Source organism: Enterobacter sp. BIDMC 26 (genome assembly GCF_000534435.1).
Classification (GTDB): domain Bacteria; phylum Pseudomonadota; class Gammaproteobacteria; order Enterobacterales; family Enterobacteriaceae; genus Enterobacter; species Enterobacter ludwigii.
On sequence record NZ_KI973182.1, the window covers coordinates 252,972 to 269,201 of the forward strand.

Annotated in this window: 14 protein-coding genes; 8 read left to right on the forward strand and 6 right to left on the reverse strand. The window is 57.7% G+C overall.

Annotated features, from left to right (window positions below):
- Window positions 1–97: 97 nt before the first annotated feature.
- Complete coding sequence (locus L462_RS22065) at window positions 98–967, forward strand: helix-turn-helix transcriptional regulator (RefSeq protein WP_014168966.1); 870 nt, start codon at window positions 98–100, stop codon at window positions 965–967.
- Complete coding sequence (locus tag L462_RS22060) at window positions 964–1,998, forward strand: hypothetical protein (RefSeq protein ID WP_032677584.1); 1,035 nt, start codon at window positions 964–966, stop codon at window positions 1,996–1,998. The genes L462_RS22065 and L462_RS22060 overlap by 4 nt, the downstream gene beginning before the upstream one ends.
- Before the next feature lie 121 nt (window positions 1,999–2,119).
- On the opposite strand, the gene nfsB is transcribed toward L462_RS22060, so the two are convergent.
- The 3 genes from nfsB to L462_RS22045 form a co-directional block, all read right to left on the reverse strand.
- The gene (gene nfsB, locus L462_RS22055; protein WP_032677585.1) at window positions 2,120–2,773 is read right to left on the reverse strand and encodes an oxygen-insensitive NAD(P)H nitroreductase; all 654 of its coding nucleotides are present in this window, start codon (window positions 2,771–2,773) and stop codon (window positions 2,120–2,122) included.
- A 121-nt stretch (window positions 2,774–2,894) separates the two neighbouring features.
- Entirely contained in the window at window positions 2,895–3,263 is a 369-nt protein-coding gene (locus tag L462_RS22050; RefSeq protein ID WP_032677586.1) for an MmcQ/YjbR family DNA-binding protein, read from the reverse strand.
- Window positions 3,253–3,843: a TetR/AcrR family transcriptional regulator gene (locus tag L462_RS22045; RefSeq protein WP_020885134.1), complete on the reverse strand. Its 591-nt coding sequence runs from the start codon at window positions 3,841–3,843 to the stop codon at window positions 3,253–3,255. Before L462_RS22045 ends, L462_RS22050 begins: the two co-directional genes overlap by 11 nt.
- A 190-nt stretch (window positions 3,844–4,033) precedes the next feature.
- Here L462_RS22045 and L462_RS22040 point away from each other — a divergent pair, with 190 nt between their 5' ends.
- Together L462_RS22040 and L462_RS22035 are read left to right on the forward strand one after the other, a co-directional pair.
- Window positions 4,034–5,137: an MBL fold metallo-hydrolase gene (locus L462_RS22040; protein WP_020885133.1), complete on the forward strand. Its 1,104-nt coding sequence runs from the start codon at window positions 4,034–4,036 to the stop codon at window positions 5,135–5,137.
- Window positions 5,138–5,169: 32 nt separating this feature from the next.
- On the forward strand, window positions 5,170–5,511 hold the full coding sequence (locus L462_RS22035; protein ID WP_020885132.1) for a RamA family antibiotic efflux transcriptional regulator: 342 nt from the start codon (window positions 5,170–5,172) through the stop codon (window positions 5,509–5,511).
- 58 nt (window positions 5,512–5,569) lie between these two features.
- Here L462_RS22035 and L462_RS22030 read toward each other — a convergent pair whose 3' ends face one another.
- A complete protein-coding gene (locus L462_RS22030; protein ID WP_032677587.1) occupies window positions 5,570–5,818 on the reverse strand; it encodes a DUF1158 domain-containing protein in 249 nt (82 codons plus the stop codon).
- 488 nt (window positions 5,819–6,306) lie between these two features.
- Between L462_RS22030 and L462_RS22025 the strand changes: the two genes are divergently transcribed.
- The 3 genes from L462_RS22025 (at window position 6,307) to L462_RS22015 (ending at window position 13,327) form a co-directional block, all read left to right on the forward strand.
- Window positions 6,307–9,015: a cation-transporting P-type ATPase gene (locus L462_RS22025; RefSeq protein WP_032677588.1), complete on the forward strand. Its 2,709-nt coding sequence runs from the start codon at window positions 6,307–6,309 to the stop codon at window positions 9,013–9,015.
- A gap of 106 nt (window positions 9,016–9,121) precedes the next feature.
- Window positions 9,122–10,183, forward strand: coding sequence for an efflux RND transporter periplasmic adaptor subunit (locus L462_RS22020; RefSeq protein WP_032677589.1), 1,062 nt, complete (start codon window positions 9,122–9,124; stop codon window positions 10,181–10,183).
- A 9-nt stretch (window positions 10,184–10,192) separates the two neighbouring features.
- On the forward strand, window positions 10,193–13,327 hold the full coding sequence (locus tag L462_RS22015; RefSeq protein ID WP_032677590.1) for an efflux RND transporter permease subunit: 3,135 nt from the start codon (window positions 10,193–10,195) through the stop codon (window positions 13,325–13,327).
- Here the strand turns inward: L462_RS22015 and L462_RS22010 are convergent.
- Window positions 13,278–14,399, reverse strand: coding sequence for a YbdK family carboxylate-amine ligase (locus L462_RS22010; protein ID WP_025204771.1), 1,122 nt, complete (start codon window positions 14,397–14,399; stop codon window positions 13,278–13,280). The genes L462_RS22015 and L462_RS22010 overlap by 50 nt on opposite strands.
- Before the next feature lie 143 nt (window positions 14,400–14,542).
- Between L462_RS22010 and L462_RS22005 the strand changes: the two genes are divergently transcribed.
- Window positions 14,543–15,433, forward strand: coding sequence for an oxidoreductase (locus L462_RS22005; RefSeq protein WP_032677591.1), 891 nt, complete (start codon window positions 14,543–14,545; stop codon window positions 15,431–15,433).
- Here the strand turns inward: L462_RS22005 and L462_RS22000 are convergent.
- Complete coding sequence (locus L462_RS22000) at window positions 15,430–16,224, reverse strand: AraC family transcriptional regulator (protein ID WP_032677592.1); 795 nt, start codon at window positions 16,222–16,224, stop codon at window positions 15,430–15,432. The genes L462_RS22005 and L462_RS22000 overlap by 4 nt on opposite strands.
- Window positions 16,225–16,230 lie beyond the last annotated feature (6 nt).

The following is a 16,230-nucleotide window of genomic DNA, read 5'->3' on the forward strand; positions in this document are numbered from 1 at the left end:
TTGCGTCATTCAACAGATGGTCGTAGCATCAACGATCTGATAAACGGGTACCAGTTCTTGCTTATACTGGTACTGGCACTACCATGCAGGGGGATTTATGGCGCTGATGTCTGAACCCGTCGTCTCGCTCAAGGATGACACCCGAAAACAACTTGGTGCGTTTTTACGCGCCCGACGCGAAAGCCTCGATCCGCAGCGGCTCGGCCTGCCGCGCAGCGGTCGACGCCGCACGCCCGGGCTGCGCCGTGAAGAGGTGGCCCTGCTGGCGGACGTCGGGGTGACCTGGTACACCTGGCTTGAGCAGGGCAGGGACGTCAATCCGTCCAGCGCGGTGATGGCCGCCGTGGCAAAAGCGCTGCAATGTACCCCGACCGAAGCGCGCCATCTTTTTGTGCTGGCCGGGCTACCGCCGGGTGAAGCACCGCAGGCCACCTGCTGTGAAGGGATCAGCGAAGGCACGCGCCGCCTGCTTGATACGTTGATGCCGAAACCGGCCAGCATTCAGAAACCCAATTTCGACATCGTGGCCTGGAACGACAGCTTTGGTCATCTGATGGGTGTCGATTTCAATGCGATCCCCCCGGAAGACCGCAACTGTATTTATCTGTTCCTCACCCACCCGGCATGGCGCGCCCGTCTCGGCAGACGTGACGATGTGCTGCCCGTCTTTGTCTCTTATTTCCGGGCGGCGATGGCCGAGCACCGGGGTGACCCGCTGTGGGAAGCCAAACTGGCGCGCTTCTTTGCGGTGTCTGAGGAGTTTAAAAATCTGTGGCATCAGCGCAATGACGTGCGCGGTGTGGAAAACCAACTCAAGTTGTTTACCCATCCTGAGCTTGGGGAATTTACCCTGCAGCAGATGTACTGGTACTCTGCTCCACGAAACGGTTCCCGGTTGCTGGTGTATCTGCCAGTGGATGAAGCCGGGGAGAGAGCAATGGAATGGCTGACGGAGCAGGCAAAATGAAGGTTACCGGCAAACAGGAGCGGCTGCTACGCCGCGCACTCAACGAGTGGCAACAGGAAGGCACATTAACCGCTGACGACCATCAGCGGCTGGCCGGTACGCTTCAACGCGTGACCATGGACTGGCAGCGGCTGAGCCGCTATGCCTTCTGGACGGCACTCGCCTGCGTCATTATCGCCATCGGCAGCCTGTTCTCGGACAGCGAACTGATGGCGCGCATTATCGAATTCTTCGCTTTTTCCTCCCTTGCCCGCATCGGGCTGCCGGCACTGCTGGCCGTGCTGTTTTATTTGTGGGGCTTCAGCCGCCAGCGGCGGGAGACGCAGTGGCATTACAGTACCGAAGCGATTTTGTTCCTCGGAGTCTTGTTTACCGCCATCGCGCTCTGGCAGCTGGGTGAACGGCTGGATAACGGCAGCGGCCACATCGCGCCACTGTTCCTGGCCGGCTGTGCCGTCTATGGCCTGGTAGGCTTTTTCGGCCGCTCCGGGCTGGTCTGGCTGTTCTTCTTGCTCTCGCTTGGCAACTGGTTTGGCGCGGAGACGGGCTATATGTCCGGCTGGGGCGCTTACTGGCTGGGGATGAACTATCCGGTGCGCTTTATCTTTTTCGGCGGCGCGCTGCTGGCCCTGTGCTGGATCCTGCGCGCTGTGCTGCAGTCCCGTCATCTCTACACCACCAGTAAAGCGATGGGGCTGACGTATCTCTTTGTCGCCCTGTGGATCATGTCGATATTTGGTAATTACGATATCGATAACTGGTACAGCGTGACCCAGGCCTCGTTGCTGCCGTGGGCGCTGCTGTTTGCGGTGGCGGCGGTTCTTTGTATTTACGTCAGTCTGAAAACTGACGACGGCATGCTGCGCGGGTTTGGCCTGACGTTCCTCGCCATTAACCTCTATACCCGCTACTTCGAATACTTCTGGGATGGGATGAACAAGGTGGTGTTCTTCCTGATTCTGGCGGCGTCGCTGGCGGTGATAGGGCGGTATGCGGAGCGGATCTGGCATGCCGGGCGTGCGGAGAAGTAAGTTTTGCGCGTGTTTATCGGGAAGACGCAGAAAACGCCGTCTGCGCGAGATGCTGACTCAATGGCGAAACCAGGCAGATGACGCGTGATTGAAAACGGGCCGCAGTTGCGGCCCGTTTGTCTTAGCACTCGGTCACAATCGTGCTCAGCGGCAGGCGAGATTTTGGCAGCGTGGCGTTGAAATCTTCCACGCTGTGGTGTCCAACCGGGACCACCACCAGGCTGGTGAAGCCTTTCTCTTTCAGGCCAAACTCTTCGTCGAGAATGGCGGCGTCAAAACCTTCAATGGGTACGGCATCCAGGCCCAGCGCGGCCACGCCTAACAGGAAGTTACCGACGTTGAGGTAAACCTGTTTCGCCATCCACTGGTCGTCATCTTTCAGATCCACGCGGTGCATGTCGGCGAAGTAGCAGCGACCTTTGTGATTCGCCGCTTTTGCTTCTGGGGTGTTGAAGCGACCGTCGGCCTCTTCCTGATCCACGACGCGCTCAAGCCATGCATCGTCCATGGCGGTTTTCGCGCAGAACACCACCACATGAGAGGCGTCCATCATTTTGCGTTCGTTGAACACGTAAGTGCCTGCCGCAGATTTGGCCACGCGCGCTTTACCTTCCTCAGTGCTGGCAATAATAAAATGCCACGGCTGGGAGTTCGTGCTGGACGGGCTGTACTGCAGCAGGGTTTTGATCTTCTCCGCTTCTTCAGCGGTCAGTTTCTTGCTTGGGTCAAACGCCTTGGTGGAGTGGCGTTTCAGGGCAACGGAAATGATATCCATAACAACTCCTGGTGATAAAATTCGCCCGCGTGCGGGCGCGAAAAGGAGTGCAGATTACCGTGCGAAGCGGGAAAAGATAAGTGCATTTTGAGCGCTTAATCTGTTCGTCTCAGACGAACAATCAGCGCGGCCTGATCCATTTCTGGTCTTTTTTCGGCAGCTTATCGACGACCAGATTCCAGGAATCGTTGATGAGATCGGCCACCAGTTCCGGCGTAACATCGTCGGTGCCGTAGAGTGAAATCCAGTGCTTTTTATTGAGATGATACCCCGGCTCAACGCCGCGGTAGATCTGCTGGTTTAACAGGGATTTTTCCGGCTCGGATTTCAGGCTGACATGCGGTCGCCCGTGAGCAACCGCAACAATCATGAAAATCTTGCCACCCACTTTAAACACATCAAATTCCGGCCCGAACGGCCAGCAGTGTTCGGTGAACGGCAGTTCCAGCGCCACGCGTTTGGCGTGTTCCTGCAGCGATTTACTGTCCATCAATATCCTCGGAGGCGAGTCCACGCCACATGGCTTCAAAGCCCAGCGCTTTAAAATCGACGGCGCGGGACGGATCGCGGGTGGCAAATTCCATGGTGGTTTCGGCAAGCGATAAGAACATGGCATCACCAAAGGTACGAAACTCATCGGACATAAATACCGGCCGCACTGCACGACGGCACAGTTCATGCAGTTCCGGGAACATCTCCTGCACGGCCTGCTCCGTTTCGGCGCTGATCTTCTCGCTGACCCCAAGCTGGCGAATGGCGGCGTGAGCGACAGGATTACGGATGCCCCAGTCCACGTAGCTGTTCCAGATATTGCGGGTATGTTCTTTGGGAAGGGTGAGCGTGCGATCAAGCTCAGCCAGCATCGTCTGGCAGAGATCCTGCTTCAGGTGCAGATAGAGGGCATTCAGCAGATCGTCTTTGGTAGCAAAGTAGCGGAACAGTGTGCCTTCAGCGACGCCCGCGTTCCGGGCAATTAAGGCCGTTGAGGCGGCAATACCTGACTGTGCAAATGCAGCGGTTGCTGCGTCCAGTAAGGCCTGTTTTTTATCTTCACTCTTCGGACGTGCCACTAAATTGTTCCTCCTGTCAATTGTAAAAACCTTGATTGAAACACGTGCTTTGACAGGCTGCAACGCGCAATGTCAAAGATCGAAAACGTCTTGACGACTTTATCATCATATCTATAATGAGTGCTTACTCACTCATAATCAAGTTCAACCCGCGTAAACCATCGGATGGGGCGCGTTTTCGGGTCAGGATATGAAAAAGCCTCTATTCATCTGCGTGGTGTTCGTCATGATTATTGCTTCAGCTGCGAGTTTACCTTTTGTCCTGAATCCTGGATTTGGCCAGCCACCGCAGGGTGCGCAGCTTACCGAAGTGGAGGCCTCCCCGCAGTATCGCGACGGGAAGTTCCACAATACGTTGCCGACACCGGGCTTCACCGGCGAGCAAAATATGCTGGTGGCGTGGTGGCAATTTCTGACCCGCAAAACCGAAAATGCCCGTCCCGCGCAGCCGCTGCCGCTGGTGAAAACCGATCTCGCCAGTCTGCCGCTGGAGCAGGACACGCTGGTCTGGCTCGGTCACTCGTCGTGGTATATGCAGCTGGCGGGTAAACGTATTCTGATTGACCCGGTGCTCAGCAACTATGCCGCGCCGTTCTCGTTCCTCAATAAAGCTTTTGCGGGCGAGTATCCCTGGCATGCGCAGAACATGCCGGAGATCGACCTGCTGATCATCTCCCACGATCACTACGATCATCTGGATTACGCCACCATCAGGGCGTTACTGCCGAAGGTGAAACGTGTGGTTACCCCGCTGGGCGTTGGATCTCATCTGCGCTACTGGGGCATGAAGCCGGAAATTATCGACGAGCGCGACTGGAACCAGTCGGTGCGCATCAGTGATGACTTAACGGTGCACGTCCTGCCGGCACGTCACTTCTCCGGACGCGGGATTAAACGCGATCAAACCCTGTGGGGGAGCTTTATGTTCGTCACGCCGGCGCAGAAGGTTTATTACAGCGGAGACTCCGGTTACGGTCCGCACTTCAGGGCCATCGGTGAGCAGTTCGGCGAGGTGGATTTAGCCATCATGGAAAACGGCCAGTACGATCGGGACTGGAAGTACATTCACATGATGCCGGCGGAAACGGCGCAGGCGTCGGCTGACCTTAACGCGAAAGCTGTCGTGCCCGGTCATAACGGACGCTTTGTGCTGGCGAAACACACCTGGAACGATCCGCTGATCCAGCTGGCGCAGGCCAGCAAAGATAAAAATTATCGACTACTGACGCCGGAGCTGGGTGAACCTGTTCACGTGAGTGATACCACGCAAACCTTTCGTGAGTGGTGGGAATAATGTTTAAGCGAGAAGCAGAGGGGGAGAGCAGTATGACCATTTCCGCTCAAGTCATCGACACCATCGTCGAGTGGATCGACGACAACCTGCACCAGCCATTACGTATCGAAGAGATCGCCCGCCACGCGGGTTACTCGAAATGGCATCTGCAGCGTTTGTTTATGCAGTATAAGGGCGAAAGTCTCGGGCGTTACATTCGCGAACGCAAGCTGCTGCTGGCAGCGCGTGACCTGCGTGAATCGGACGAGCGTGTCTACGATATCTGTTTGCGCTACGGCTTTGATTCGCAGCAGACGTTTACGCGTATCTTTACCCGTACCTTCAACCAGCCGCCTGGCGCGTACCGCAAAGAGAACCACAGCCGGACACACTGAACGTGTCGTTATGCAGAAATCCGACCGGGTAAGGCGCAGCCGCACCCGGTTTTTTTACTTACGATGCCAGTGAAAACCAGCGACGCCAGACGAAACGCAGGATGAAGAATTCGAGGGCGCCAAGCAGTAAAAACCACACGCAGAACAAAATGGTGTACAGCTGGTTAAGATCGACCATGTGGAAGATCGTCATCAGCTTTTTCGACAGCACCAGCCCAAGCGACGGCGCAGGTAACAGCAGGCAGGAGAGCAGGGCCATCAACAAAATGCCCCCCGCTGTGAGCAGCGATTCTAACGGGTGTTTCATCTTAATGTTAATCGTCAGTTAAAAATGTCATTGTCCGGCATCGCGGAACGTAAAGCAATATAAACCCGGCAGACGTTTTTTGTTAAATCAAATGCACTTTTCTGCGAATAAATAACAGAAAGAGAATAATCTCTCAGAAGCGATTAAATTATTATCGCGTTATGTAAATAAATGTCCTTGTCATGCAAATAATTTTACAAACATATAAGTGCTATATCCAATTAACGTGGCAATAACAATGGCTGCGACAATGTATAACGCCAGGCGGCGTGCGCGATAAATACCAAACATGGTTCCTCCTCGTTTAGCGTTGGTTTAGAAATATTTTGTAAAAATCATCGTATTCGAATAATAGTTATTAGTTTTGAATATCCCGGCAGTAATTATATTGCGGTAGATCAATTTTACCCGCAAGCCTTAAAAATGAATTTATTAAAGCCAGAAAGGAATTCAGGCTTCCGTCCACCGTATATTGAAGGAAAAATACGATGACCAAAAAAAATCTCTCTCAGAACATGCCACCTGCTGGTGGGCAGGCGTATCAGCAGACCGTTGAGCAAGTGCTTGCTAACAAGCAGAGCCAGGCAAGCGGCCTCGACCGTGCTGAAGCGCAGGCACGTCTGCATCAGTATGGCCCTAACGCGTTGCCGGAGAAAAAAGGCAAGCCCGCCTGGCTACGTTTTCTCGCCCATTTTAATGATGTACTGATTTACGTTCTGCTTGCCGCGGCGGTATTAACCGCAGTTATGGGCCACTGGGTCGATACGCTGGTTATCCTCGGTGTGGCGGTAATCAACGCGTTAATTGGCCATATTCAGGAAAGCAATGCGGAAAAATCCCTGAAGAGTATTCGTAATATGCTCTCCAGCGAAGCGCGCGTCATTCGCAATGGTAATCATGAAACGCAACCGACAACTGAAATAGTCCCGGGCGATATTATTGTATTACGCGCGGGGGATCGTATTCCGGCGGATATGCGTTTAATCGAAGCGCATAATTTACGCGTGGAAGAGGCTATTCTGACCGGCGAATCTACCGTGGTGGATAAACACATTAATCCGCTGACCGGTGAATTACCGCTGGGCGACCGCACTAACCTGGTCTTTTCCGGTACGACCGTGAGTGCAGGGGGCGGCATTGGCGTGGTCATTGCCACCGGGCAAGAGACTGAACTTGGCCACATTAACCAGATGATGGCGGGTATTGAAAAGCATCGTACGCCGCTGCTGGTGCAGATGGACAAGCTGGGAAAAGCGATCTTCGCCATTATTCTGGCGATGATGGCGGCACTGTTTGTCTTCAGCCTGGTGTTCCGCGAAATCCCCATGGGCGAGCTGCTGCTCTCTCTGATTAGCCTGGCGGTCGCGTCCGTGCCGGAAGGTCTGCCAGCCATTATTTCTATCATCCTTTCTCTTGGCGTGCAGGCGATGGCACGCAAGCGGGCGATTATCCGCAAGTTGCCAACGGTTGAAACCCTGGGGGCGATGACCGTGGTCTGCTCGGATAAAACCGGCACCCTGACCATGAACGAGATGACGGTGAAAGCCATCATTACTGCCGACAGTTGCTACCGCGTGGACGGTAACAGCTACGAGCCGGCGGGGAACATTTACCTGGAAGGCAGCGACGAGCCGATGCAGATCCAGCCGGGCACCGTGCTGGAGCAGTACCTGCGCACTGTCGATCTCTGTAATGACAGCCAACTGATTCAGGACGAACGCGGTCTGTGGGGCATCACCGGTGGGCCGACCGAAGGGGCGCTGAAGGTGCTGGCGGCGAAGGCGCATCTTGAGCCGGTGATGACCACCCTGATTAACAAGATCCCGTTCGATTCGCAGTACAAGTACATGAGCACCCACTATCAGATTGGTCACGAGGAGCACATCCTGATTACCGGCGCGCCGGACGTGATTTTCGCGCTGTGTAAACAGCAGCAGGCCCGTAACGGCGCTGAAGCGTTCGACCGCGCTTACTGGGAAACCGAGATGGAGCGCTATGCACGTCAGGGGCTGCGTATGGTTGCCGCGGCGTTCAAACCGGCGAACGGTGAGCAGGCGCTGACGCATGACGATCTGAATCACGGGCTGATCTTCCTCGGTATTGCCGCAATGATGGATCCACCGCGTCCTGAAGCGATTGATGCGATTCATGCCTGCCAGCAGGCCGGGATCCGCGTGAAGATGATCACCGGGGATCACCCGCAGACGGCAATGAGCATCGGTCAGATGCTCGGGATCACCAACAGCGAGCAGGCGGTGACGGGCTACCAGCTGGAGAAAATGGACGACGCTGAGCTTGCAGACGCCGCGGTGAAATATGACATTTTCGCCCGTACCAGTCCGGAGCATAAGCTGCGTCTGGTGAAAGCCCTGCAGGACAAGGGTGAGATCGTGGGCATGACCGGCGACGGTGTGAATGACGCTCCGGCGTTGCGCCAGGCGGACGTGGGCATCGCAATGGGCATCAAAGGCACCGAAGTGACCAAAGAGGCGGCGGACATGGTCCTGACCGACGATAACTTCGCCACCATCGCCAGCGCGGTAAAAGAGGGGCGTCGCGTTTACGACAACCTGAAGAAAACCATTCTGTTCATTATGCCGACCAACCTGGCGCAGGGGTTACTGATTGTTATTGCGCTGCTGGCAGGAAACATTATCCCGCTGACGCCGGTACTGATTTTGTGGATGAACATGGCAACCTCCGCCACGCTCTCCTTTGGCCTGGCCTTTGAAGCCGCTGAGCGCAACATCATGAAGCGTCCGCCGCGTCAGACCGGACAGCACGTGATGGATGCGTACGCCGTATGGCGCGTGGCCTTTGTCGGGACCATGATTGCCATCGCCGCCTTTGCGCTGGAAGCCTGGCTGGCACCGCGTGGCCACAGCGCGGAGTTCATCCGTACCGTGCTGCTGCAGATGCTGGTCTGCGCTCAGTGGGTATACATGATTAACTGCCGCAACACTGAAGGGTTCTCCCTGAACCGTGGCCTGCTGGCGAACAAAGGGATTTGGCTGGTCACAGGCGTGTTGTTCCTGCTCCAGGCAGCAATCATCTACCTGCCGTTTATGCAGATGCTTTTCGGCACGGAAGCGCTGCCTCTGCGCTACTGGTTCGTCACGCTGGCGGTAGCCGCGGTGATGTTCTTCGTTGTTGAAATCGAGAAGCGACTGACCCGCAGGTTCCGTAAGGCTGCATAACCCTTTGCCCTCACCTTAACCCTCTCCCGCCGGGAGAGGGGATGCTGGCCTCCCTTTCATTGGGCAGAGGGCCGGGGTGAGGGAAACACATCAGAGGTACATCCCCATGAAATTCCCGCTCCTGTTCGTCCTCCTCGCCCTCTTTCAACCCGCGTTTGCTGCTGCCATTCCGGTTCGCGTGGCGGTTGTGGAGCAAACGACCCACGCAGCTGAACGGCACGTGCCTGGCCGCATTGAAGCCATTCATACCGTCGAGATAAGAGCGCGCACGGAAGGCGTGATTACCCAGGTTCATTTCCGTGACGGACAATACGTGAAAAAAGGTGACGTGCTGTTTGAGCTGGACGATGCCGAGCCACGCGCCGCCGTGCGTCTGGCACAGGCTGAGGTAAAGAGCGCGGAAGCCACGCTGCGTCAGGCGCAGCAGCAGCTTTCACGCTTTGAAAGCCTGGGCAACAGCAATGCCATCAGCCGTCACGACGTGGATAACGCGCGCATGCAGCGCGATGTCGCCAGCGCTGCGCTGGAGCAGGCGAAAGCTCGCCTCGAAACCCGTAACGTGACGCTGGCGTACACGCGCATCACATCGCCGATTGATGGCCGCGTGGGGCACAGCCAGTTCCATGCCGGCAGCCTGGTGAACCCGTCAAGCGGCGTGCTGGTGGATGTCGTGCAGCTTGATCCGATCCGCATCGCCTTTGCGCTGGAAGAGGGGGCGTTTGCCACCAAAGCCGGACAACATGCGGATATCAGCGCCCTGAAGCGCGCCTGGCAGGCGCGGATTGACAGCAATGGTCAGCGCCTGAGCGGTGAACTGACCTCCGTGGACAATCGTATCGACCCGCGTACCGCCAGCGTGATGCTGCGCGCCGAATTCGCCAACCCGCGCCATCAGCTGCTGCCGGGCGGCAATGTGAATGTCTACCTGCGTCCGGCAAGCGCGCAGCCGGTGCTGACAGTGCCCGCTGCGGCGGTACAGCAAAACGGCGAGGGATTCTTTACCTGGGTGGTTAACGCAGAAAGCAAAGCCGAAAAACGCCCGCTGAAGATTGCCGGACAGATTGGCCAGCAGTTTGAGATTTCATCCGGCTTACATCCCGGTGAGCGAGCGATCACCGACGGTGCCCAGCGCGTACAGCCTGGCGCAGCCGTCCAGATACTGAATTAAGGAGCCATCATGCTGACGTTTTTCATCAAACGCCCGCGCTTCGCGATGGTGATTGCGCTGGTGATAACCCTGCTGGGTGCCATCGCGCTGAAGATTATCCCGGTGGAGCAGTACCCGCAGATCACCCCACCGGTGGTGAATGTCTCCGCCAGCTGGCCCGGTGCCAGTTCGGCTGACGTGGCGGAAGCCATTGCCACGCCGCTGGAGACTCAGCTTAACGGCGTGGATCACATGCTCTATATGGAATCCACCAGTTCCGATGAAGGTGCCTACAGCCTGAACATCACATTTGCGGCAGGGACCGATCCGGATCTGGCCGCCATCGACGTGCAAAACCGCGTGGCGCAGGCTGTGGCGCAATTGCCCACCGAGGCGCAGCAAAACGGCGTGCAGGTGCGTAAACGCGCCACCAATCTGATGATGGGGGTAAGCCTTTACTCACCGGACAATACCCACACGCCGCTTTTCGTCAGTAACTACGCCAGCACGCAGGTACGTGAAGCGCTGGCGCGTTTGCCGGGCGTCGGGCAGGTGCAGATGTTTGGCGCACGCGACTACAGCATGCGTATCTGGCTGCGTCCGGATCGCATGAACGCCCTGAACGTGACCACCGATGACGTGGCTCAGGCGTTACGCGAGCAGAACGTCCAGGGGGCGGCAGGCCAGGTCGGAACGCCGCCGGTGTTTAACGGCCAGCAGCAAACCCTGACGATTAACGGCCTGGGGCGTTTAAATCAGGCTGAGGACTTTGCGGACATCATTATCCGTGCGGGGGAGATGGGCCAGCTGGTGCGCCTGAAAGATGTCGCCACGATTGAACTGGGGTCGCGCAGCTACAGCTCCGGCGCCCAGCTGAACGGGCATGACTCGGCCTATCTTGGCATCTACCCTACGCCGTCCGCCAACGCCCTGCGCGTAGCCGATGCGGTTCGCGCGGAGCTGGCGCGACTCTCTGCACGCTTCCCGGACGATCTGACCTATGAAATAAAATTCGATACCACCACCTTTGTCGCCGCGACCATCAAGGAGATTGGTGTCTCGCTGGCGCTGACCCTGCTCGCCGTCGTGGTGGTGGTTTCCTTATTTCTGCAGAGCTGGCGTGCGACGCTGATTGTGGCGCTCGCTATTCCAGTGTCGCTGGTCGGCACCTTTGCGGTGCTCTATACCCTCGGTTATTCGGCCAACACGCTCAGCCTGTTCGCCATTATTCTGGCACTCACCATGGTGGTGGATGACGCCATTGTGGTGGTGGAGAGCGTTGAAACGCTGATGGCGGAAGGGCAAAGCCGCACGGCGGCTACCGCACAGGCGCTGCGCCAGATTGCCGGGCCGGTGATTGCCACCACCCTGGTGCTGCTGGCGGTGTTTGTGCCGGTGGCGCTGCTGCCGGGGATCGTGGGGGAGTTGTATCGCCAGTTCGCGGTCACGCTCTCCACCGCCGTCACGCTCTCAAGCCTGGTGGCGCTGACCCTGACGCCAGCGCTCTGTGCGCTGTTGCTGCGCCCGCGCCCGAAGAAGCCAGCCGCGGTTTACCGCGTTTTCAACCGCGGACTGGATACCACGCGCACCGTTTATACCCGCATCGTTAACTGCATTAACCTTCGTCCGTGGCTGGTGCTGCTGGCAACGGCCGGCGCGGCGGGCGTGGTGGTGTTCAGCTTTATGTCGATGCCAAAGGGCTTCCTGCCGCAGGAAGATCAGGGCTACTTCTTCGCCAGCGTGCAACTGCCGGAAGCGGCGTCGCTGGAGCGTACCGAAGCGGTGATGACCACCGCGCGGGAGCTTATCGCCAGACACCCTGCGGTCGAGGATGTGATTCAGGTCTCCGGTTTTAACATTCTCAACGGTACCAGCGCGTCTAACGGCGGGTTTATCTCCATCATGCTGAAGACATGGAGTGAGCGTCCGCCGCTTGATGAGGTGATGGGAACGCTGCAGCGTCAGTTGCTGGCGCTGCCGGAAGCGACCATCATGACCTTCGCCCCGCCGACGTTGCCGGGGCTGGGCAACGCCTCCGGCTTCGACCTGCGTATTCAGGCCCAGGCGGGGCAAAGCCCGGCGGAGCTGGAACGCGTTACCCGCAACGTTCTGATAAAAGCTAACCAGCATCTGCAGCTTAACCGGGTGTTTACCACCTGGAGCAGCAACGTGCCGCAGCTGACGCTGACCGTTGATCGCGAGCGCGCTGCCCGCCTCGACGTGCCGGTCTCGCGCATCTTCAGCAGCCTGCAAACCGCCTTTGGCGGCACGCGGGCCGGGGATTTTAGCGTTAACAACCGCGTCTACCACGTGGTGGTACAGAACGAAATGCAGTGGCGCGAGCGTGCCGGGCAAATCAGCGAATTGTTCGTGCGTAGCAATAACGGTGAGCGGGTGCGTCTGAGTAATCTTGTCACGATTACCCCGACCGTTGGCGCACCGTTCCTGCAGCAGTACAACCAGTTCCCGTCGGTGTCAGTGAGCGGGTCGGCGGCAGACGGCGTGAGCAGCAGCACGGCGATGGCCGTGATGAGCGAGCTTCTGGCGGAAAACCTGCCTGCCGGGTACGACTATGCCTGGAGCGGGATGTCTTATCAGGAGCAGCAGACCGGAAATCAGGCCATCTGGATTGTCCTGGCCGCGGTGGTTATGGCGTGGCTGTTCCTTGTCGCGCAGTATGAGAGCTGGACGCTACCCGCGAGCGTGATGCTCTCAGTCCTGTTCGCCATCGGGGGCGCGCTGGTGTGGCTGTGGATCGCGGGATACGCCAACGATGTGTATGTGCAGATTGGCCTGGTGCTGTTAATCGCGCTGGCGGCCAAGAACGCGATCCTGATCGTCGAGTTTGCCCGCGCACGGCGTCATGAGGGGATGGCGATTGTCGATGCGGCCCGTGAGGGCGCCTCCCGCCGCTTCCGGGCGGTGATGATGACGGCGGTGTCATTTATTATCGGTGTGCTGCCGATGATGCTGGCGTCCGGGGCAGGGGCGCAGAGCCGCCGCATCATTGGCACCACGGTGTTCAGCGGGATGCTGGTGGCCACCGTGGTCGGCATTCTGTTTATCCCGGCGCTGTTTGTGCTGTTCCAGCGCCTGCGTGAGTGGGGGCATCGCCTTACGGACTCGTCGCCCACAGCTCGCAATGTTTCTGAACCAGAGAAATAAGCGAACCGCCGTCTGCGATAAAATCGCGCATGCGCTGCGCCTCGCTCTTGCCCTGTTTTAACATCAGGGCTATTTCCTTAATCGCGCTCGTCGCGCCGAGCTTCTCGGCCGACGGCGCAACCTGCTCCAGCAGCCACGCAATATCTTCCGCCACGGTTTTGTGCTCACCAGTCTGCACGTCTGTCAGAATGCCCTCTAACCCATAACGACATGCCTGAAAACGGTTAAAGCGGTACAGCAGAAAATCCTTTTCCTGATGCTTATAGGGCCGCGTGGTCAGCAGCCAGTGAGACGTCGCCTGAATCAACCCGGCGATGTTGATCGCGTGGCCGAGCGTCAGCGGTGTATCCATCACCCGCACCTCGACCGTGCCAAAATGCGGGCTGGGGCGAATATCCCAGTGCAAATCTTTAATGCTGTCGATCATGCTGGTGGCGCTCAGACGACGAAACAGCCCTTCGAACTCCTGCCAGTTGTTCACCCACGGCATCTGTCCATTATCCGGAAATCCCGAGAAGATATTGAGTCGCGACGAGGCGAACTTTGTGTCCGTACCCTGCATATAGGGTGAGGACGCCGCCAGAGCAATAAAGTGGGGGACAAAGCGCGACAAACCATGCAGCAGATAAATAGCGTCGTCGCCGGTCCGACACCCGACATGCACGTGCTGGCCGAATACCGTCGCCTGCAAAATCAGATAGCCAAACCGTTCGAGCGTGACGTTATAGCGCTCGTCATCGCACACCTCCTGACGCTGCCACTTCTGGAAAGGGTGCGTCCCACCGCCGCAGATCTGAATATGCTGCTCCGCAGCGGCGCGCAGAATACTTTGCTGCATCACCGAGATTTGTGCGGCGGCCTGATCAATGTTCTGACACACGCCGGTGGCGATTTCGAGCATGCTCTCGGTGATATCGTGCTTCACTTCCCCGCCTTTGATGTCGTCTTTGACGGCAGCGATAAGGGCGGAGGAGTCCTGGCTCAGATCGTACCCCGGCGGGTTAACCACCTGCAGTTCAAGTTCAATACCAAGGGTATAAGGTTCAGAGGAATGGAAATCGGGTAATGGCATGGTGCACTCCGTTGTCGTAGATGAAATGAGTATAGACAACGGGTATGGCTCCCACTTCAGGCGGTGGTATAAAGGGACGTGTGGCGGCTATGCTGAACGCCACGGCACACTGATTAGGGCTTTAGCGACCAGGGGAGTTAACAATGTCTGACTATCCAACCATTGCACTGATTGGACCCGGTGCAATCGGAACCACTATCGCTGCGGTGCTGCATGAGGCTGGCCGCACGCCGCAACTGTGCGGACGTACCGCACACCCGCAATTACGTTTGCGGCACGATGAGGGTGAAATCGTGGTACCCGGGCCGGTATTAACCGATCCGACGGTCATCGATCGTCCGTACGATCTGGTTTTTATCGCAGTGAAAACGACCCAGAACGCCGACAGCGCGGGATGGCTGAACGCGCTGTGCGATGAAAACACGGTGGTTTGCGCGCTGCAAAACGGCGTCGAGCAAAAAGCCCAGCTGGCACCGTGGGTCAATGGCGCGACGGTACTGCCGTCGGTGGTCTGGTTCCCGGCGCAGCGTGAGCCGGATGCGTCAGTCTGGCTGCGGGCCAGTCCGCGGTTGACGCTGCCGGATGTGCCGCAGGCAAAACGGGTGGCTGATGCGCTGAACGGCACGCGCTGCGCGGTAGACTTGTCGGCAGATTTTCTTACCGTCGCATGGCGCAAGCTGCTGCAAAATGCGGTTGCAGGCCTGATGGTGCTTGCGAATCGTCGTGCCGGGATGTTCTCCCGTGAGGATATCAGCGAGCTGGCGCTGGCGTATCTGCGCGAAGGGCTTGCCGTGGCCCGAGCAGAAGGCGCGGTGCTGCACGATGACGTTGCGCAGGAGATCCTGGCGAATTTCCAGCGCGCACCTGCCGATTTAGGCACGTCTATCCTCGCCGATCGTCAGGCCAACCGTCCCATGGAGTGGGATATCCGCAACGGCGTGATCCAGCGCTATGGTCGTGCTCACGGTATTCCCGTTCCGATTAGCGATGTGCTGGTTCCCCTGCTTGCTGCAGGCAGCGAAGGGCCGGGTTAACGGCCGCTGACTTTTCGTTCGGCAAAATAGTGCGCGGGCGTGGTGCCCATGGCTTTCCTGAACATGGTGATAAACGCATTCACGGATTCATACCCAAGCGTTGTCGCCACGTTCTGGACCGGGACACCGCTTGCCAGCTCCTGCAGGGCAATAATCAACTGCAGCTGCTGACGCCAGCGGCCAAAGCTCAGCCCGGTCTCGCGCGCCATCAAACGCGCAAAGGAGCGCTCGCTCAGCGCCAGCCGTTTCGCCCACGCTTTCAGGGTGCTTCTGTCGTCAGGATGGCTGACCAGCGCGTCGGCCATGGCGCGTATTTTGGGATGGGCTGAAACGGGCAGACTCAGCTTCTGCTGCGGCATGCTGGCGAGCTCATCAAGCGTCACTCTGGTCAGCCGCGCGGCATGGCTCTCTGGCGGATAATCAACGCGTTCATGCGTCAAACGGTCAACCAGCGTTTTGATTAACGGGGAAATGGCCAGCGTGCAGCATTTCTCCGGCAGCGCGGCGGCACCGGGCTCAATAAACAGATAGTTGAGATGAGCATTCCAGGTCGCTTTGGCGCTGTGTGCGATCCCGCCAGGGATCCAGACGGCACAGTCTGGCGGCACGATCCAGATATCATTTTCCGCATGACAAATCACCGCGCCATACAAAGCAATAATCAGCTGCCCCTTACGGTGGGTGTGCACCGGCACTTCCGCGGCGTACTCCATGAAATCCAGATGTCGGGCTACGGCCGGGCATGCGGTGGCGTCAGGGTCGAAGAGCGTATTGGCAAGTTGAGGTTTCACGTTTCT